We start from the raw sequence: 20272 nt of genomic DNA, 5'->3' as shown, positions 1-20272 counted from the left end.
CTGCATGTCGAGATCGGGAAAGGCTTGTCCAGATTTCCTCTCGACCGAGGCCGCTGCCTCTAAGCCATCTCTGCCGCAGCGGCAAGGGAAACAGGCAAGGTTAGGCAAGCGGTCTAACTCCCAGCCCGTGACCGCTCTATACCAGGGACCCGGAGCATTCCCTCTGCCAGAAATTCAACCAGCAGCCGGACACGCGCGATGCCGGTTCGCTCGGGCGCGATAAGCATATTCAACGGCACGGCTGGTGGAGCGTAGTCAGGCAGCACCGCTTCGAGCCGGCCGTCCGCGAGAAGGTCGTCCACCAGCCAGATATGAGCGGGACCCAAGCCACGCCCCGCGACAAAGGCTTCGCGCGCGGCGAGCCCGTGATCGACGCGCAGGTGCCCGCTGAAAGGCACGAGGTGCCGTATGCCTCCCGCCCGTTCAAGCACGAGAGATTCGCTCCCGGCAACGTTCGACATGCGGACGCCCTCATGGTCCTTGAGCTCCTCGGGTGTCGCCGGCCGGCCACGGCTTGCCAGATAGGCGGGAGAGGCGACGAGGACGCGCCGGCTTTGACCGATCGCCCGCAGCTTCATGGAACTGTCGGCGAGCGGACCGAGGCGCAGTGCGATGTCCACGCCTTCGCGGATGAGATCAACGCGTTCATCCGTCAGGCTGAAGTCGACTGCGATGTCCGGATGGCGATCCTGAAAGGCGAAGATCAATCGACTGACGTGCCGGACGCCGAGCGCTGCCGTACAGGAGATGCGAACCGTGCCGGCGGAGGCGCTCCGCGCGCTTCGCGCTTCATCGGTCGCCTGTTCCAACAAGCGCAGGATTTGGATGGCGTTGGCATAGTAAAGCCCGCCTTCCTCGGTGAGCGTGACGCGGCGGGTCGTGCGGCTCAGCAGCGCCACGCCGAGGGCTTCTTCGAGCTCACGCACATGCCGCGTGACACTGGACTGGCCGATGTTCAACTCGCGCGCCACAGCCGACAGATTCCCGCGTTCGGCGACGCGGACGAAGGTGCGGATGCGTTCGAGCGTGACGTCCGATCTATCCATTATTCGGCAATATCCTATCCATTCCTGCTATATAACGCATTAGCGCAACATGGCCTAGCTTAGTGAGAGTTTCTCCAACAAGCAGGTACCATTATGAATGTGCTCATCGTCTTCGCTCACCCCGAACCGAAATCCCTGTCGGCATCGTTACGTGATGTCGCGGTCCAGGAGCTGGAAGCAGCCGGCCATACGGTTCAGGTATCCAACCTCCATGCCATGCGCTGGAAATCCGAGATCGACCGCGCGGATTTCCCGTCTTTGGCTCCTGACGAGCGGCTTATCCCGGTCGCCGCTTCCAAACATGCTTTCAGCGGCGAAACGCTGACGGACGATGTCAAAGCGGAGATCGAAAAGCTTCTCTGGGCCGATACGCTGATCCTACAGTTTCCGCTCTGGTGGTTCGCCATGCCGGCCATCCTGAAAGGCTGGGTCGACCGCGTTTTTGCTTATGGGTTCGCCTATGGTGTCGGCGAACATAGCGACAAACGTTGGGGTGACCGGTATGGAGAGGGGACCTTGGCCGGCAAGCGGGCCATGTTGATCGTAACCGCAGGTGGTTGGGAGGAGCACTACGCTCCCCGCGGAATCAATGGCCCTATCGATGATCTTCTGTTTCCGATCAATCACGGGATTCTCTACTATCCCGGCTACGATGTGCTGCCGCCCTTCGTAACGTACAGTACCGATCGCTTCGACGACGCCCGCTTCGAAGCCGCGGCAAAACATCTGCGCGATCGGATGCGAACGCTCGAAACGACACGCCCCATTCCTTACAGGCGCCAAAATGGCGGGGATTACCATATTCCGGCCATGCAACTCCGCGCGGAATTGGGCGATCCGGCGGCATCAGGCTTTGCCCTTCATCTAAAAGATGCCGCTGCGTCCAGTTAACGCGCTCGGTGCTTCCAGCCCCTATTCCCGGAGTCGTTCCGTACCGCGTGGGTGCTGGGTGCTCGAAGCAGCAGATGACGGTAACGGGGTGAAGCGCTCCTCCGGCGGGAAGTCGGCTGTCCATGCGGCTTTGGGCGAACGCCGGCCCAACGCCTGATTATTTGCCCTGTCACCGGAGATTGGTCCGATGACAGGGCAGACCGCCGACGGGTGGCAGTGGTGTCGGCGACCGGGGGCAGTCATGCACTATCCGAATAGACCGGCGTTGAACACGGACCTTAGTCTGATGACGAGCGAGCTTTTTCCAGCGCAACGCAAGAGGCGGAATTTGGTGAGTATGCGGCCACCGCAACGGCCAAACACTTCTCATGCGATGACTAGCGTTTTGTTTACCGTGATCCTTTTCGTCGGATGGACCATAACATCCCAATTCGGCATGGTTTCGCGGAAAGTACGGAACGTTCACGAAACGTCGGCGCCGAGCCTTGCGCGATCCGCAGGTCGCTTCCGTGGCCGAGGAGGCCGAGATGCTGGGATTCTGGAGCAATAGGACGACCGGTTTGCGATCCTATCGAAAGGCGTGGTTGCGGCCGCGGAGTCGAACCGCCTGTTTCGGCTTATTTGCACCGACGAGCGCACCGGCGCTCCTAGCCGCATCTCCCCTGAGCTTGCAAGCTCACGATCAGAAGTTTACGATCCAGGCGACAATTTTCCAGTTGTCAAATAGAACTAAATCATATGCACCTTCCGCGCTAACAATTCCTCCTTACGCGTCCAATCTCGACCGAAGCGTTCGGTTCGTATGCATCGATTGCGGGAAAGAGACCTTCTCTTGACACTGCACATCCACGCATCTGAGGCCGCTTGGCATTCTAAACCGTCTCAACGGGATGGAACCTGCCGATGCCGCACTCGGCCTGGACCTTCGGTCGGCCTGCTCTTTCACCGAGCTAAAGCAAGCTCTTGTGATGGGCCATCCATACAACCGAAAAAATTGCGGCTCTTGAAGAGATTCGAACCGTCCACCTCGAGTGACACACCGCAATACCGGCCTTCAATTGCGATCAGTGAGAGTGCGTTTCAGCATTGTCACGAGGGGAGCGCACACTCTTCCTACGGCGCTCTTGAAAGCAGCCAGCATCCGTGGCTGCTCGATGCGCATGCCGCATGGCGGACATGACCCGAAGCTCGACCGCGCCAGCTATCTTGGCAACGAGCGCTCGGCACGCTGGACGGCCATGCCGCGACAGTTGCGATCTGGATAGAGGCGCTGGAAAAAATGGCTGATTTTGCGGAAGGAATGCTACGATGAAGTCTCGGTTCGATCTCCGCCAAAGCCGTCGGCGCTTGTGCTGCAGGCGTGCCCCAGCCAATCCGAAAAGGCGCGCACTTTCTGGCGCGCTTCGGCGCGGGCCGGCCAGAGTGCATAGTAGCCGTACCCGCTGTCGATGATCCGCTCGAATGGAGCGACCAACTCGCCGCTTTCCAGATCCTGGCGCGAAAAGGCGAGATCGCCCATCGTCACGCCATAGCCGCTTGCAGCAGCGGTCATCGCGAAATCCTGCGTGTCGAAGACTTGATGACGCGCAGCCTGGAACGAATAGGCGCCTTCGGCCTGCAGCCAGAGGGTCCAGTCGCTGTGACGTGGGTTAGAATGCAGCAAAACGCAGTTCTGCAGGTTTCTGACCGCAGGCGGATCGCCGAGTTTCGATAGAAACTGCGGCGAGCACATCGGCGTCAACTGCTCCCGCAATAGCGGCAGCACATCCATGCCGGGCCAGTTGCCATTGCCATAAGTGATCAGCATGTCGATATCGCCGACCGAAAAGGTCGGCCGTAGGAACCAAGCGGTATCGATATTGATATTCAGGTCTTCGTGACGGCTATGGAGATCCGGCAGGCGCGGCAGGAACCATTTGCGTGCGAAGGTCGGCGGCATGCGAATGGTCAGCGACCGAACCGTCGTTCGCGTCGCCTCGAACGAGGTCTTCAGCGAGGCGAGCAGGCCGTCGACGATCGGGATCAGCGCCATGCCGCGTTCCGTCAGCGCGACCTTGCGGGTATGGCGCTCAAATAGGCTGCAGCCGAAATAATGCTCGAGCTGCTGCACCTGCCGGCTGATCGCACTCTGACTGAGATTGAGCTCTGCCGCCGCCGCCGTAAAGCTGCCCGTTTCCGCGACAACGGAAAATGTCTGCAGCGTCTGCAGCGGCGGCAATCTGTTGTGATCGAACCTCGGCTCCATTCCCTACCCGGCTTCTCCGCTGCTGTCTCGAACAGCAAGCATTAAAGCATGTGCGTGGAATGGCAACCGACGGCACTCAGGCGATCGCGCGGCGCACCGTCTCGATGGCTTCCCGGACCCTTCGCGGCGCGGTGCCGCCCTTGTGATCACGGCTAGCGACGGAGCCCTCGACGGTCAGCACCTCGAAGACATCCTCGCGAATACCAGGCGAAAAGGCCTGCATGTCGGCGAGCGAAAGTTCCGAAAGCGTCGGCAGCGCCCTGTCGCGGGCATTCCCGACGATCGCGGCAACGGCGTGGTGCGCATCGCGAAACGGCAAGCCGGCGCGGACGAGATAATCGGCAAGATCGGTTGCCGTCGAATAACCCTGATTGGCGGCCGCGAGCATTTTTGCATGTTTGGCCATGATCGTCGGGATCATTTGCGCGGTAATGCTGACCGCGGCGCGGACGGTTTCAAGCGTATCGGTGAGCGGCGGCTTCGATTCCTGTTGGTCCTTGTTGAAGGCGAGCGGCTGGCTTTTCATCAGGGCCGCCGAAAAGGCGAGATTGCCCATGACACGGGCGGTCTTGCCGCGCACAAGCTCCGCCAGATCCGGATTGCGCTTCTGCGGCATGATCGAGGAACCGGTGCAGAACTGGTCACCCACTTCAATGAAATCGAACATCGGCGTGCACCAGAGGATGACCTCCTCGCTGAAGCGCGACAGATGTCCCATGATGATCGACCCGGCACTGCAGACATCGACGACATAATCACGGTCGGAAACGGCATCGAGCGAATTGGCAAAGGATGTGGCAAAGCCAAGCTTGGAGGCGCTGTATTCGGGGTCGATCGGATAGCCGGTGCCCGCGAGCGCTGCAGCACCAAGCGGTGAAACGTTGAGGCGCTCGCGCGCTGCGCGGACACGATCGAGATCGCGCAGAAACATTTCGACATAGGCCATGAGATGGTGACCAAAGGTCACGGGCTGTGCCACCTGCAGATGGGTGAAGCCTGGCATGATGGCGTCGGCATGTTTCTCGGCAAGATCGACGAAGGCACCAATGAGCGCCTTTAGATCATCAGCCAGAAGATCCAATTGCTCGCGGGCATAGAGGCGGATGTCGGTCGCGACCTGATCGTTGCGCGATCTGGCGGTATGCAATTTCTTGCCGGCATCGCCGATGAGTGCGATCAGCCGATCCTCGACATTAGTATGAACGTCTTCAAGCTCCGTCTTCCACTCGAAAGCGCCGGAGTGCATTTCTTCCGCCACCTGATCGAGGCCGGTCTGGATCTGCGCGTTGTCCCCGACAGTCAGAATGCCAGCGCGGGCAAGCATCTCGGCATGGACCTTGGAACCGGCAACGTCGTGCAGGGCTATGCGCTTGTCCTGATCAAGGCATTCATGAAAGCTCTCGAAATCCCTGGAAACGGCCTCCTTGAACAGCGGGGACCATGTGGTTTCTTTCTGGTTTCTCATCGCGGTCTTCCCTTTTGAACGAATGCCACCCTCCTCCGGGCGCATCCTCTATTGAAGCAGCGCAAGCAGGCTGCGGGTGTCGGTCTGGTTTTCGAGATTGAGAACGAAGTCGCTGAGAGCGTCGACCCTTGATGCTGGCAGCACCATGCCGGCGAGCGCCGCATATTTGCCGATCAGCCTCTCATCGCTCAGCGGGTTCTGCGGTCCCCCGAGTGGAAATTCGACGACAAGCCGATGTCGCTCGCCCGCGGCGGTCATGATGGTGATCGCCGGCTCATCCTCGTCCTTCAAGGCCGGATCGATACGCACCGTGATGCGCTCCATCAACGGTCCGATCTCGGCTGCCGACCACGCGGCTTCCTCTAGTTCAGCCAGAAAAACCTTGCCGTAACGCAGCCGCGCCGCCAGCGCATAGGGCAGGCTCATTTGCGCCTGGGCGCGGGATGTGATGACCTTGCCGCCGCACATGCCGTACTGGAAACTGCTGATATCCACCTCGATGGCGGCTATGTCGGTGGGTGCAAGGCCATGGTCGTGCAGCATCAGGTCAAGCGCGTCGATCCCTGCATGCGTCCCGCGGCAGGTGGCATGCGGCTTGATGGAACAGCGATTGAGCCGCCAGTAGTCCCCGAAGTCGCGGAGAAGCGCCTGCGGATCGCTCTTGCCCGTACCGAAGGTTGCAAAAAAGCTGCCCCAGCGCCCCGCCTCGAAGACGCTGTCGGGGCCTTCGAACCCCTGCCGTGCGAGATAGGCGGACATGAGGCCGCCTTCGGCGGCGCGGCCGGCATGAAGCTTTTTCGTCGAGCTGCCATTATGGATGAAGGCCCAGGTTCCACCAGCAAAGGAGCAGGCCGAGCCGAGCGCGGAGGCCATCGCAGTCGCATCGAGATTCACCATGCTGCCGACGGCGGCGGCAGCGCCGAATGCGCCGCACGTCCCTGTCGAATGCCAGCCGAGACCATTGTGCTCTTCGTAGCCGCCGACCGCTTCCAGCACACGGCGGCCGACTTCATAGCCGAGCAGGACACTCCGCAGCAATTCACGGCCGCTCACCGGCCGGTCATGATCGCCGAGCGCGGCAAGGACGGCCGGAAGGACGACGGCGCCGGAATGATCGCAACCCCCGCTGTCGTCGAGTTCATAAGCGTGAGCGGAAACCCCATTGACGAAGGCGGCTGTCCTTGCGTCCGACGCGAGCGGTCGTCCCCAGATCGCGGCGTGACCGGCCTGGGTATTGATATCAAGCATCGTAACGACCGCATTGGTTTCGCGGGAGGCCGAACCGGCGATCGCCGCACCCAGCGTATCGAGTATATGAAGCTTTGCCTTGTGGATGGTCTCGGCCGGAAAGGCCTCGAATTTCGTCGAGCAAACCAGTCCCGCCAATGTCCGTGTCAGATTATCGCCCACCGGTCTGTTCCTCATCGACATAGGCTTCATAAACATTGATCGGGTGATCGGCGGGTGAAGCGCCGTCATTGCGTGCGTGCCACCGGGCCACCTCTGCAGCCGTCGCCAGCCACACGTCATCGAAGCTTGCGATATGGGCAAGCAAGGCTTCGACGAGCGCGATCCGCCCGGGCGTGCCGGTCCATTCCGGGCGAAGCTGGATGACGTAGCAGAGGCCATATTTGCGGTAGGCATCGAACTCGGCGATCCAGTTGCCGAGAACTGCCTGATATGACGGGATGCGGCTTTGCCCCTTCGGAAAGGCCGGCGTGAAATTGAACTGGAAGTAAGGCCGGTCCTCGAGCTCGTTGTGAACCGGAATCTCTACTAGCGACGAGGAATGACCGTAGGGTACATCGTCGCCGTTCAACGATGCCGACCAGGTATAGCCGGCTTCGACGAGCAGATGGTCGAAGCGACGTGGCCAGTTGCCGGCCGGAAGCCGGAAGCCGGAAATCTCGTTTGATGCGATTGTGTTCAGCCTCTCGCGGCTGCGCTTGAGAAGCTCCACGGCTGCGGTAGCAGACATCGCATCGTAGCGTTCGAAATTCCAGCCATGGCTCTCAATCTCATGGTGCGGCGCCACGGCATCGCGCAACAGCTGTTCGTGGTTCTCCGCAACGATCCCCGGCACGAACCAGCTTGCGCGCGCACCGGCATCGGCAAAAGCACTGCAAAGACGTTCGACGCCGCGCGTGGCGCCATATTGCCAGACGGAGAAGCTCTTGCTCCGTCCTTTCAGATCCGGCGCCTGCGCGACCGCATCAAGCCCGTCGTCGAAGATCACGGAGACGATTGCGGCGCATCTCTTGCCCTGTGGCCAAAAGCCTTCAAAAGCCGTGCTGGTCATGCGGCATTCTCCGGATGTTGTACGATCCACCATTTTGCGATTTCGGCGCAATGCGTTGCCCAGACGCTGTCGCCATGGGCAGTGATCGCTTTGAAAAGCCCTTCAAGGATCGCAAGCCGGCCAGGCTTGGCGCAGACCTTCGGATGCAGGATCGTCGTCCAGCAAAGTCCTTCGCGATGATAGCCTTCGAATTCCGCGCACCAGTTGCGTTGGACGTCTGCGTAACCCGAGATGCGGTCGAGACCGATGGGGAAATCAGGCTCCTCGCTATAGGCAAGTGCGGTATAATCATCGATGTCCCAGCGCCCCGGAATCTCGACCAGGCCGCGACCGCGGGAGGTCGTGTGAAAGTAAGGTCGATCATCGCCGCGCATGGAACTTGAATAGATTACGCCGAACTCGTGCAGCAATTGCGCCGTCTCGTTGCTCCAGTCGCCCGAGGGCGTGCGGAAGCCGATCGGTGTCACACCCATACGGCTTTGAAAAATGTCGCGGGAGCGTCCCATGATATCCAGCTGCTGCTGGCGGCTGCAATCGATGAAGACCTCATGATAGTGGCCGTGATAGGCGATCTCGTGGGCGTCGCTAAGGATGCGTTCGCATTGCGACGGCCAATGTTCGACCACCCAGGTCGGCACGAAGAAGGTCGCCTTGAGGCCGTAGGCTGCGAGAAGATCGAGAAGGCGCGGCAGCGCCCGCCACGGGCCATACGCGCCTTGCGTGAAATAGCGTGGGTTGGAGAGCAGCGAGCCGTCGAGCATCGCATCGCCCGTCGGGCCATCGACATCGAAGGCGAGCGCCACAGCCGATTGCCGACCTTCCGGCCACAGGCTTGGTTTCGCCGATTTGGTTGCATTCTTCGCAGTCATGGAACTCTGCATGCGTCTTGAGGTGTTTTGGGGTGCAACCATCCATCCGTGGGCGCTGACGCTCCCCGGCTGATGGCTGCATGCAACGGGATTAAGGAAGCGCTGCTATGACCGCGGCGCTTCTTCTAAGTGTTACTTGACGCCGTTGATCACGGCCTTCGGCACTGCATTGTGGACGAGGCCCCACTTCTTGAGGATCTCATCGTAGCTGCCGTCCTTGATCAGTGCGTCGAGAGCGCCGGCAACTGCGTCGCGAAGCGCGGTATGGTCCTTCTTGAAGCCTATGCCGAAGGTGTCGTTGCTGAGCAGTGGCTCGCCGACAAGCGTATAGGTGTTTGGCTCGACGCGCATCTGGTAGGCGATCGTTTCGATGCCCTGCACGACTGCGTCATAGCGGCCCTGCTTCATGCCGAGACGGGCAGCATTCGAATCCGCCGTTCCTTCGAACTTGATGGCAGGCTTGCCCTTGCCCTCGCAATTGGTCGCACTCCAGGCCTTGACGTTATCGCCGAAGGAGGTGCTGCGGCTTCCGGCGACCGTCTTGCCACAAAGGTCTGCCGCCTGCTTGTAAGTTCCGGCATTGGCGTTGACGGTAAAGAGGATCGGGCCGCTGGTGATGTAGTCGACGAAGTCCATGGCGGCCTGGCGCTTCACGTTGTCGCTCATGCCGGAGATGATCATGTCGGCGCGGCCGGTCTGCAGGCCGCTCTGCAATTCCTGGAAAGCCGAGGTCACGAAGACGGTTGTCAGGTTGAGCTTCTTGGCAATCGCGTTCGCCAGATCGACGTCGAAACCATCGATCGTGCCGGTGTCCGGATTGACGAACTCCATCGGTGGATAGATCGGGTTGGTCATGATGCGGAGCTCGCCATCCTTGAGCAGGTTCAGGCTTGAATCCGCGGAGGCGGCGGTGGCCGCGAGCGACAGCAGGGCTACTGAGGCGGCGAGACGAATGAGTTTCATGCAATTCTCCTCTGATGATCTTTCTTTAGGTTCTTTTGTTGTTAAAGCACCGCAGAGATGAAGTTCTTCACTCTGGGATTCCTGGGGTTTTCCAATATGTCGCTCGGTGTCCCGGTCTCGACGATCATGCCGGCATCCATGAAGACGACGCGGTCGGCAACCTCGCGGCAAAAGCCGATCTCGTGGGTGACGACAATCATCGTCGTTCCGGAGGCAGCGAGCTCCTTCATGACGCCAAGCACTTCACCGACGAGCTCGGGATCGAGCGCCGAGGTCGGCTCGTCGAACAACATCGCCTTCGGTTTCATGGCGAGCGCGCGAGCGATCGCGATGCGCTGCTGCTGGCCGCCGGACAGCTCGCCCGGATAGGCGCCCGCCTTGTCGGCGAGGCCGACACGCTGTAGGAGAGCACGCGCTTCCGCGATGCATTCCTGCTTGGGCCGCCTCTGCACACCGACCGGGCCTTCGATGATGTTCTGCAGGACGGTGCGATGAGGGAAAAGATGGAATTTCTGGAAGACCATGCCGACGGACTGACGCTGGCGAGCGATCTCGCGATCCGGCAAATGAAACAGCCTGTTGCCCGCGCGGCGGTAGCCGGCGATCTCATCTTCGACCGTGACATAGCCGCCGTCGATCTCTTCGAGCTGGTTGATGCAGCGCAGGAAGGTGCTCTTGCCCGAGCCAGAAGGCCCGATGATGCAGACCACTTCGCCCTTCCTGATCTCGAAATCAATGTTCTTCAGGACATGAAACGTGCCGAAATACTTCTGCAGGCCGTGTGCCTTGATGATCGCGTCCATCAGCCGGCCTCCCCGACCAGAGCCTGGTTGGCTGCCTGTTGGGCGCTCGCGTCACGCCGGCCCCAGCCTTTGGAGAAATGCCGCTCGATGTAGATTTGCGCAATGCTGAGAATGGTGACGACGACCATGTACCAGATGGCGGCGACAATCAGCAGCTCGATGACGCGCGAATTGACGTAGTAGATCTCCTCGACGTTTTTCAGTACCTCGGAATACTGGATGACGCTGGCAAGCGACGTCAGCTTCACCATGCCGATGGTCTCGTTGCCAATCGGAGGAACGATGACGCGCATGGCCTGCGGCAACACGATCTTCAGCGTTGCCCGCAGTTTCGTCATGCCGATCGATTGCGCGGCTTCCATCTGGCCCTTGTCGATTGACAGAAGGCCAGCGCGCACGACTTCAGCAGTATAGGCTCCCTGCTGGATCCCTAGCCCGAGAAGGGCGGCCACGAAGGGTGTCATGACATCGACGGTGCGGATCGACCACAATCCTGGAATACCGATCGTCGGAAAGATCAGGGCCAGATTGAACCACAAGAGCAGCTGCAGCAGCGCCGGCGTGCCGCGAAACAGCCAGACATAGCCGACGGAAATGCTACGGAGAACCGGATTGTCGGACATGCGCATGATGGCTGCCAAGACCCCGAGAACAATACCGACGATCATCGCGCAAAAAGTCATGACGATCGTGTTGCCGACGCCGGCCATGACGGCTCTGGTGAATAGGTTCTGTCCGACATATTCCCAGGCGATATCGCCCTTCCAGAAGGCTCTCGCCAATAGAAGCAGAAGGATGATGCAGATTGCCGCCATGATCTTCGTGCCGATTTTTCGTTGTGGCACGATCACGAGCGCATTCACGTCCAGTGGCGCTGAGTTGGTCAAATTTCGATCCCCTGAGCTCGTTAGTGAGCTTTCATTTTCTAATGGGGAAACTTACGTTGCTTTTGAATTCGGTCACAAACGAGATTTGAACATGTGATTTATGCGTTTCTCGCATAAATTATGGGCAGTCATGAGGACGTCATGCGATCTCGCCATTAAAAAAGACACGAGGAACACTCGCCAGCAGTGCTTTTGCTGACCGGGGGAAGAAGCCGAGGTCTGGATGGCGGCACCTTGCAATGGCAAGGATCTTACGCGATCGCTCGCGGATAATACGCTGATCGTCATATCCGGCGAGCCCTATGGATCGGCGATCGCTACCAAGGTGAACTGGTCAATCAACCAGATCCATCGTAGGGTGGCAGTTCTCAAAGCAAACAGCCTTCCTTTGTGAAACATGCTCAGTATGCGTGCTCTTCCTGTCATATCTCTCGTTGGAGAACTCTCATGAACCTCGAGCTTAACGGTAAACTGGCTCTCGTCACCGGCAGCACCGCCGGCATCGGTCATGCAATTGCAGCTACTCTCCTTCGCGAAGGCGCCCATGTCATCGTCAACGGGCGAACTCAAGATGCGGTCGATCGCGCCGTCGCCGAACTCGCTGCCATCGCAGGCGGCAAGGTCGAAGGATTTGCCGGCGATCTCGGAACTGAAACTGCCGCCGATGCAGTCACGAAACTCTTCCCGAATGTCGAAATTCTGATCAACAACCTCGGCATCTTCGAACCCAAACCATTCGAAGAGATCCCCGATGCTGACTGGCGACATTTCTTCGATGTCAACGTGCTTTCGGGCGTCCGTCTCGCCCGTCTTTATCTGCCGTCGATGCGCCAGCATAACTGGGGTCGCATCATCTTCATATCCAGCGAAAGCGGCGTGCATATTCCTGCCGAGATGGTGCATTACGGTGTGACCAAGGCGGCCCAGATTGCAGCAGCGCGTGGTATCGCCGAATCCGTTGCCGGCACCGCGATCACGGTCAACAGTGTGCTGCCCGGTCCAACGAAGTCGCGCGGCGTCGTCGATTTTGTCGCAGCGTTGCCAGGATCGGAAGGAAAGAGCTTCGCGCAATTCGAGACCGAATTCTTCGAGAAAATCCGGCCAACTTCCCTGATCAAGCGCTTCACCACGCCTGAAGAGATCGCAACCATGGTCGCCTATGTGGCGAGCCCGCTGTCCTCGGCCACCAATGGTGCGGCGTTGCGGGTCGATGGCGGCGTGGTGAAGAGCGCGTTCTGACCAATATGGCGAGAGTCGTGGCGTCTGAAGCCTCATCAGCGGAGCGTGAGGTGATGAAGCAGGTCATCCCATCCGTCTATTCGTCGATCACTTTCAAGAAGTTCGGCGATTAGTCCGGTGGAGATGAGGTAGTCTGCTCGGACCGAGCGAACCAATGATGACTAAGGCGACCGGCCTTCGGTAAGTGCAATCCAGCTTGCCGGCACGATCCGATCGCCAACGTCATTGACAATCGTCGGAGAAGCACGTCAAAACCTTGGATGCTATCCCTCCCGTCTTGTCTGACCAAAGAACCACAATTCTCTTAGTCACGCTCTATTAGTACCTTTGCGAAATCGGCATTCGCGGCAACAAGTTCGGCCCAGGAATACGAGCCCCAGTTCCATCCGAGATTGATATCATAGCTCAGTTCGCGGATCTGGGCCTGGGCAGCCGTCACAAGAAGCGACGAGCTATAGGAGGCTGCGGGGAGGAAGCTCATAGCGAGACTCTCCAGCATCTCGCCTGGTTTGATAGCGGCGGTGGTAAACAGCAACAGAATTTTGGGTAAGGGGACCGCGACGTTTGTCTGGTTCCCATACAAGGGTGCCGCGTAAATCGGGATCGGCGTTTCGGATGTCGCAAAGGATCGAGCGAAACCGGATGTGAAGGGAATCGATGTTGTATTGGCTATTGAAATTTTCGATGGCGGTCCTCCAGACTTAATGTCACCGCCCCCTCCGGTCGTTACGAAGAATGTCTGGCCCTGTGCGATCGGCGTTTGGTAACCCGGCTTGATCAGGCCACCACCTACAATGGGGTCATTCGAAGTGTAGGCGGCCACGTCCGGCATCCATTCTATCAGCATGCTCGGTGCGATATTTGGCGTAGCAAAGGCGACTGTTGGTCGGGCGGCGTCGTTCGTCATTTGAATTGCAAACATCGCACAAAGGCGATAGCCGCCGTCAACGAGCGCTTCTATCGTCGCTGGAGCCATGGAGAGAGCGATCTTGTATGCCGAAGACGCAGGCATCGGAATCTCCTTGAATCTATCAAAACGGGAGAGCGACCTACGATCGCGCACGGGAGGTAATTGCCCCGCATAGCAGTTTGCGGGTGCCGCAGAGAGCCACCTCGACGATGGCGTGAAGTGCAGTTGGCATACTGGCGATTTGCGATCAAACGACAACTGGGGCGGGTCCTTCCCACCCCAGCTGCGTTGATTGGCGCCGGCCGGAAAGATCAGGCGTTACTCTCGATCAACAATGGAACGACGTTGGTCGACGGGCGAATAGCTTGAGCCCAGCTGAAACCACCCCATGACCAGCCCTCGTTTATGTCGAAGGAGACCTCACGGTGGGTTTTGGCGGTAAGGTCGATCAGAATACTTTGACTATATGCTTTCTCGATTACGGTACCGGTGTTCACCGTGTTGGTGGAAAATGTGAACATGACCTTTTGGATCGGTACGATCGCATCGAGGCCATTGCCATACAGGGGGAAGGCGCAAAGGGGTTGAGCCGTGCCGTCCACGACTTCGGAAATGCCGCAAGTCACCTGGGTGGTCGTCAGATTCTCGATTGAGATCATGCCGGCGGTGCCGTCGACGACATTGCCCGTGCCCTGAGGTGTCTCGACCTCCAGCGTCTGACCGAGGTCGATCGCGTAAGAGCTCAGGCCCTTGATCTGACCGTTCGGAATGATCTGGGACCGCGACGTATAGGCCTCGTACTGCACTTCCCATGTAACATCGGTGCTCAGTCCGAAATCGCCCGATTTGAACCAAACGAGTGGCACGCCGCCGCCAGCGCTTGTTTGGACACCCTTGAAGCCAAAAAGGGAATAGCTGCCGCTCGACAGGGCAGTCACGGTATCCTGGTCCATGCTGATGGTCACGCCGTAATCCGTGGCGCCGAGAAGATTACCCACGCTCGGGACGACGGACCGGAAAGCACGCGACGACACGGCCTGAGCTTCTTCGGCAACGCCGTCTACAACCGTCACAGCTGTGCCTTTGAATCCCAATTTCTTTGCGGCATGTTCCAACGTACTGGGGGCCATGACGACGGCTCCGGTCGCATTGACTTTTTTCGAATCGACCTGAGTGTAGGCCAAGACTGCGGGATCATAGCCAGCCTCTTTGATAATCGCCTTGACGTTGGCAACGTTAAGGGTCCCACCGGTTCTTTCAAAAATATACAGGGTCATCGCAGTGCTCCTTTTGGTTAGAGTTCCGAAAGGAGGCCCCAAAGTTTGCGTCACAGCTCGTTGATGACTCGGGAGCCTCGAAAGCAGCCAGTCCGCCGGTCGAAATCAAGTGGTCAGATCGTGGTAGCGCCTCGTTTCGAGTGGCATTGCCTGTTTGCTTACGGCGATATCTTGTGCATGGATCAAAGAATGGATGCCTCTGATTGCTTCACTCAAATCTTTGAGTTTTACACTATTTGGCTGTGGAGCGACCCTGCACCGACAACCCAGCCTTCGGGCGGGCTTTCCGAGCCGGCACGGACAAGTGTGCATCGGCTGACGGCCAACTCATATCTGTAGTTTGCCTCGTTTCTTGGCCACGCGATCGTGATGCGCGCTGACCGACGCAGGACGAGCCGTCGAACGCTATTTTCGGAAGAAATCAGGCACTCGTCGCAGTTGAAAAGCAGTGCTCCCGATAAATATAGCAATAGATATAACTCACCACATGACTGGGAAGAATCAAGTGACCGACGTCGACGAATTGATGAATTGCCCCTTGTTTGCCGGTGTCTCGCGAGACGACGTCGCGCCGCATGCTCGTGATCTCTTCATGCGCTTTTACGCGTCCGGTCAACTCGTATTCAGTCAGGAAGACACCAGCGGCGACGTCTATTTCTTGCGCTTTGGGACACTGTTGGCGCTCCATCTCGATCAAAACGGACGGGAGCTGATCTTCACTCGTCTGCAGGCAAAGGATTATTTCGGAGAACTATCGGCTCTCGATGGAGGCGGACGCTCGCTGTCCGTGTATTCAAAAACCGACTCTTGCCTGATCGTCATCAGGCGACAGGCATTCCTCAATATGCTGGAAACACTGCCTCTGGTGCGCCAGAGAGTCATCGTCGATTTAGTTGGACGTATCAGACGCTTGACGACGCATAGCTATCAATTGGCAAGTCAAAGTGTCGACAAGCGGCTTAAGGCCTATCTTGCCCGCTGCGCCTTGGAAGACGGGGTGTTCGAGCCGAACGGCCAGCTGCTGAAATTACCGACCCATGCAGAGATTGCCGGATCGATCGGCGCAAGCCGCGAAGAAGTCAGTCGTTCGATCTCCGCTTTGAAACGGGCAAAGATCCTGGATACGGGACGACAGCGGCTCACGATCCTGCAGCCGAGCGCCTTGCTTCATGAGCAATAGTGCCATCTCGGATCAACCCCGATACCGGTTCAAGCGACATCGATTCCGGACCGCTACGCGACTGTTGCCGAAAAATTTTTCTCCGGCGTCATGGGCGCCTTTGACCTCGCTCAACAAATCCTTGGGTTCTGAATTTTTTCCGGAACTCCATCGGACCTTGATCGTAAATCTTTCGAAACGCCGTTGAGAAATTGTTCGAATCTTCATAGCCAACGCTCAATGCGATATTAAGAATGCTCTCCGATCCCTCCCGCAACAACTGCGCAGCTACTTCGCAACGGCGCAGACGCAGCCAAGTCATCGGTCCAACTCCGAAGGCCTGATTGAACGCCTTGTTCAACGTATTCCGGTTCGTACCAACTCTCGAGGCCAGTTCCTCGACACCAACTGCACGGGCAAGATTGACTTCGAGAAACTCGCACGCGGACCGCACCATGGGTGGGATGCGTGCATCTGCAGGCATGTTCGCGCGATCATTTGCCGACGGCCCCCCAAAGAGCCGCCGCCGAATCTCCAATGCGCTGAAAGGATAGGTTATGTAATCGATGAATCCACGCTGAAGTAAGGCATCCACATCCGGAAGGGTGCGCGCCACTATCGCAATGGGCGTGCATGAAAGGAGCGGATTGATATCGAGCACAGCGTCCTCGGCTACGGCGACAAGTAGAACCGGCGCCTTGTCCTTCGCACTTGATTTCGCGGGCGAAACGGCGTGGCTGTCGTCAAGTTCCTGCAGAATTTGCCGCAACTCTGTCATACTGCTCTCGGACAAACCTGCCACCAGGAATCGCCGCACGCTTGTGATTTCTGCATAGGTGCCTGCAAAATGCCTTGACTCGGGCAGCCCCAAATTCGGCAAGGGCGGATGATCGCCATGTGTAAAGTGTGCATGCATGATGAAATCCGATGAGACTGCCGTAGAGGCGTTGTCGATTTCACCATCAAATCGAAATCTGCCGCATTTCTCTGTGCGCAGCCTCACACACTACGCCAATTAATCCGAGCTGGCCGGCCATACTGAGGCAATCCGCATATTACGTTGCACGCGGGACCGCTTTCTCGAACGGGAAACGCGCCGTCACTCGATGATTTCCGAAGCGCTGCCTGCTTCTTAGAGCAGTTCAGTTTCTCACGGAATCTTTGAACCGCTCTATCTCTTTATTTTCCCACAATTCCGGACGGAAAACCGCTGCGCACTTTTCCTGGAATTACTCTAATCGTTTCCAAGCGGGTGAGATGGAACCGTACCGGACAGTATGCTCAAACGTTCGGCATTCACCTCATCAAGAGGGTCGATGCGCGCAATCGCGCCCCTGGCACGCATCTCCCATAGGTGGGCCGCTTGCATTTGTGCGGTGCGCGCGGCAAGCTGATAAAAATTCAGAGCCTCCGCCAAACGTCCCATGCGTTCATGGACTAAGCCGGTCAACCTTTGCCGTTCCGCTCGCCAGGCGCCCTCAGTCGTGCTGACCAAGCCTCTCATCGCTTCCCCAATATATTCCCGCGCCCGACGATCGTCTCCATCCATTGCGCAGACTACCGCCAGCTTAGCGGACCAGTAGGGTATGCCAACACCGACGCCTATATGCTTTTGTACGGCGAGCGCTTGTTCCATCCGGACTCGGCAAGACGTGCTGCCGGTAGCCTCGAATTCGGTGATCGTCCTCCACATCCGGCCTGTCGCCGACCAAAAGGAGGCGCCCTGCCTGTCGGCGAGAAGGATGCCCCTCTGTATGCGGATCATTGCTGGCTCGAAATCGCCCATATAGCCGAGCGCGACACCGCCCCAGATGTCGATGAATGGCAGCATAAGTGGGATGTCGAGCATAGCCTGATGTGCATCGGCCTCGGCAACGAGTTTGCGGGCCAGCTGAAACTGGCCAGTTACTGCCGCGGAATGCGGGGAAAACGCCTGCGCGGTCGCCAGCAGATCCATTCCATATTTCGCCGCGAGAGGCGCATGGCGTTCGAACTCATAAAGCGCCTTTATTTTCTGCAGCGTCGAAAGCTGGGCATGAAACTTTCCGGAATAGAATTGAATCGCGTTGCGTGTTCCCAAGACAGCGAGTCGGTGTTCTGAAAGCCTTACCTCTTTCGGTATACGATGAAGTGCGTCTTGCATTCGCGATACCGTCGCAGCCGCTGCCTTGATGTGGCCGATGAGAACTTGGTAGGTGAAAATACCCCAGAATATGGCCAGGCTGTCGCCATCGATCCAATCGGTCTTTCTGAGATGCGAAAGGCTTTCCTCGTAAGTATCCAGTACCTCGGCGTCGGTGAAACCGCGCGTCTGCATGAGATTGGCGGCAAGATCCGCAAGAACATTTGCCTGCTGACGGCGAACGTCCTGGCCGGTTTGCTCTGATAGGCTTAGTAGACGCAGTGTCTCCCGCAATTGGCTTTCACCCTCCGCAAAGGCACCGAACGCCGTCGCATACCGCCCCATCCTGTGTCGGTGGTTCGCCGCGACAGAATAATCACCCGCAGCTTCACGATGATAGGCAATTTCCGCCATGACCTTGTCCCCGTCATGCGGATTGCCAATTTCGTAAATGCCGGCAATTCGCCTGTGCAGGCTCGCACGGTGTTTACGAAGAAGTGTCCCATAGGCCGCCGCGCGAATAAGATCGTGCCGAAAGCCGACAACAGTAGTGTCAGTTCGCTGGAAGATCTCGGACCGGCAGAGCAGCGCAACATCGTCACGCACGACGTCCAGACCGACCCCCAGGAGCTCGACAAGCATTCCCTCATCGAACCAACGTCCAATTACGGACGCGCCCTGAGCAACGCGCCGGGCTGAGCCGGAGCCATCAATCCATGCAGTTAATGCTCCAACCAGCGTTTCCGGAACGGTTCCGCGATCCGATATACGCCCCTCGTTGAGCTCGCGGAGGAGATGTTCGAGAAAAAGCGGGACGCCTTCAGACCGGGCAACAATTTCCTCCGCCAAGGCGATTGTGATCTCGTGCCCGCAGCATTGATGAACTGCGACACGGCAGTCAGCCACGCTCAGCTCGCCGACCGTCAGGATTGAGACTTTCAAATCTCCCAGGCCGTCCGTAAACTCAGGTCTGCTGCTCGCCAGCCATTGGATTGGGCAATCCGCCAGATCCTCCTGTAGCCGGCTGATCAATTGAAGCGTACTGCGATCTAGCCATTGCAAATCTTCTATGACGATCTGAATGGGGGCGTGTTTGGTAATTGCCTGAAAAGCCTCAGACAAGGCGCCAAAGGTTCGCTGAATAATAGCGCCCGGCGCTTCCCTAAGCTGCAGCGACGTCGCCGTTTCCGGGTGGCAAAGCGCTTTCAGATAATCAGTGTCCCGAGCATCAAGAGAGATACGATCATCCAGCTTCAGCCATTCTACGATTGGATATAGCACAGTGTTGCTTTGACGTTCCTCACCCTGCAGAACGATCCTCTTCTGCTCAGGAGGGCAGCGCAGATTGTGCTCGCGCAATATTCGACTTTTGCCGATTCCCGATCGTCCCACGAGAACACAAAGCGGACTCGCGCGACCGGAGCGCTGCACGGCTTGCCAAGTGGACGCAAGCTCTGCGAGCTCAGCGTCTCGGCCGAAAAACGCGAAGCTCTCGCCGGCCAACGGAACGGTGTTTTCAGTATCGAAGGCCCAAACTGGTTCCGGTTCGGAAAAACCTTTGAGCGAAAGATTGCCGACAAACCATGTTCCTGATTCACGCCGCAGCAAGCGATGCGTCAGGTCAGACATGTAGATTGAGCCGGCAGGGGCGCAGGCCTGCAGACGGGCGGCCAATACACCGCAAGAGCCGATAATCCTGGAGTTGGTACCATCGAATTCTGCGACCACCTGTCCGGTCGCCAAACCTACGCGAATGGAAAGAATATCGCCCGCGACGATGACTTCCTTCGCCTTAACAACAATTTCCCTTGCTGCCTCCGCCGCTCGATCTGCGGCGTCCGAAAAGGCGGTCGGAATGCCAAAATGCGCGACGATTCCGTCGGCGAGATATTCCGCCACGCGCCCATCCACAGCCTCGATCGCCGTCCTGGCGAGAAGATAGTATTGCTGGAGGATTTCCTGCAGATCCTCGGGATCGAGACGTAGCGCAATACCAGTATAGTTGACGATATCGGCGAAAAGCACGGTGACTTGTCGCCGTTCCTGCAAGGGACTGGCTTCATTTGGATGAGGTATGCCTTCGGGCACCAACATGAA

The 20272-nt window shown here is 58.2% G+C and carries 16 protein-coding genes; 3 read left to right on the top strand and 13 right to left on the bottom strand.

Annotated features, from left to right (window positions below):
- Nucleotides 1–113: 113 nt before the first annotated feature.
- Nucleotides 114–1046, bottom strand: a complete 933-nt coding sequence (locus AC13RM_RS00620; protein WP_488554426.1) for a LysR family transcriptional regulator — start codon at nt 1044–1046, stop codon at nt 114–116.
- A 93-nt stretch (nt 1047–1139) separates the two neighbouring features.
- Between AC13RM_RS00620 and AC13RM_RS00615 the strand changes: the two genes are divergently transcribed.
- Nucleotides 1140–1937 carry an NAD(P)H-dependent oxidoreductase gene (locus tag AC13RM_RS00615; RefSeq protein WP_488554425.1) on the top strand — a complete coding sequence of 266 codons (798 nt, stop codon included), beginning with the start codon at nt 1140–1142 and terminating at the stop codon, nt 1935–1937.
- 1303 nt (nt 1938–3240) lie between these two features.
- Here the strand turns inward: AC13RM_RS00615 and AC13RM_RS00610 are convergent.
- The 8 genes from AC13RM_RS00610 to AC13RM_RS00575 form a co-directional block, all read right to left on the bottom strand.
- Nucleotides 3241–4182 (bottom strand): LysR substrate-binding domain-containing protein, encoded by a 942-nt coding sequence (locus tag AC13RM_RS00610; protein WP_113228931.1) that lies wholly within the window; start codon nt 4180–4182, stop codon nt 3241–3243.
- A gap of 76 nt (nt 4183–4258) precedes the next feature.
- Complete coding sequence (argH, locus tag AC13RM_RS00605) at nt 4259–5647, bottom strand: argininosuccinate lyase (RefSeq protein WP_374816829.1); 1389 nt, start codon at nt 5645–5647, stop codon at nt 4259–4261.
- Between the two features lie 48 nt (nt 5648–5695).
- Complete coding sequence (locus AC13RM_RS00600; protein WP_374816830.1) at nt 5696–7057, bottom strand: MmgE/PrpD family protein; 1362 nt, start codon at nt 7055–7057, stop codon at nt 5696–5698.
- Nucleotides 7047–7946, bottom strand: coding sequence for a polysaccharide deacetylase family protein (locus AC13RM_RS00595; RefSeq protein ID WP_374816831.1), 900 nt, complete (start codon nt 7944–7946; stop codon nt 7047–7049). The genes AC13RM_RS00600 and AC13RM_RS00595 overlap by 11 nt, the downstream gene beginning before the upstream one ends.
- On the bottom strand, nt 7943–8815 hold the full coding sequence (locus tag AC13RM_RS00590) for a polysaccharide deacetylase family protein (RefSeq protein WP_374816833.1): 873 nt from the start codon (nt 8813–8815) through the stop codon (nt 7943–7945). Before AC13RM_RS00590 ends, AC13RM_RS00595 begins: the two co-directional genes overlap by 4 nt.
- Before the next feature lie 132 nt (nt 8816–8947).
- Nucleotides 8948–9778 (bottom strand): ABC transporter substrate-binding protein, encoded by an 831-nt coding sequence (locus AC13RM_RS00585; protein ID WP_113228926.1) that lies wholly within the window; start codon nt 9776–9778, stop codon nt 8948–8950.
- Nucleotides 9779–9819: 41 nt separating this feature from the next.
- Nucleotides 9820–10581: an amino acid ABC transporter ATP-binding protein gene (locus AC13RM_RS00580; RefSeq protein ID WP_440479594.1), complete on the bottom strand. Its 762-nt coding sequence runs from the start codon at nt 10579–10581 to the stop codon at nt 9820–9822.
- Entirely contained in the window at nt 10581–11468 is an 888-nt protein-coding gene (locus AC13RM_RS00575) for an amino acid ABC transporter permease (RefSeq protein WP_488554424.1), read from the bottom strand. The genes AC13RM_RS00580 and AC13RM_RS00575 overlap by 1 nt, the downstream gene beginning before the upstream one ends.
- Nucleotides 11469–11915: 447 nt before the next feature.
- Here AC13RM_RS00575 and AC13RM_RS00570 point away from each other — a divergent pair, with 447 nt between their 5' ends.
- On the top strand, nt 11916–12707 hold the full coding sequence (locus AC13RM_RS00570; protein WP_285177405.1) for an SDR family NAD(P)-dependent oxidoreductase: 792 nt from the start codon (nt 11916–11918) through the stop codon (nt 12705–12707).
- A 304-nt stretch (nt 12708–13011) separates the two neighbouring features.
- On the opposite strand, the gene AC13RM_RS00565 is transcribed toward AC13RM_RS00570, so the two are convergent.
- On the bottom strand, nt 13012–13719 hold the full coding sequence (locus AC13RM_RS00565) for a hypothetical protein (RefSeq protein ID WP_440479595.1): 708 nt from the start codon (nt 13717–13719) through the stop codon (nt 13012–13014).
- A gap of 209 nt (nt 13720–13928) precedes the next feature.
- A complete protein-coding gene (locus AC13RM_RS00560) occupies nt 13929–14894 on the bottom strand; it encodes a hypothetical protein (RefSeq protein WP_374816839.1) in 966 nt (321 codons plus the stop codon).
- A 505-nt stretch (nt 14895–15399) separates the two neighbouring features.
- On the opposite strand from AC13RM_RS00560, the gene AC13RM_RS00555 reads away from it, so the two are divergent.
- Nucleotides 15400–16074 carry a Crp/Fnr family transcriptional regulator gene (locus tag AC13RM_RS00555; protein WP_162738073.1) on the top strand — a complete coding sequence of 225 codons (675 nt, stop codon included), beginning with the start codon at nt 15400–15402 and terminating at the stop codon, nt 16072–16074.
- Between the two features lie 88 nt (nt 16075–16162).
- Here AC13RM_RS00555 and AC13RM_RS00550 read toward each other — a convergent pair whose 3' ends face one another.
- Both AC13RM_RS00550 and AC13RM_RS00545 read right to left on the bottom strand, forming a co-directional pair.
- Nucleotides 16163–17056 (bottom strand): helix-turn-helix domain-containing protein, encoded by an 894-nt coding sequence (locus tag AC13RM_RS00550; RefSeq protein ID WP_440479597.1) that lies wholly within the window; start codon nt 17054–17056, stop codon nt 16163–16165.
- A 231-nt stretch (nt 17057–17287) separates the two neighbouring features.
- Complete coding sequence (locus tag AC13RM_RS00545; RefSeq protein ID WP_488554423.1) at nt 17288–20269, bottom strand: AAA family ATPase; 2982 nt, start codon at nt 20267–20269, stop codon at nt 17288–17290.
- Between the last annotated feature and the right edge of the window lie 3 nt (nt 20270–20272).

This window comes from Martinezella sp. CNPSo 3732 (assembly GCF_057784515.1).
Note: the sequence above shows the minus strand (reverse complement) of the source record. Positions and strands in the feature narration are given on the sequence as shown.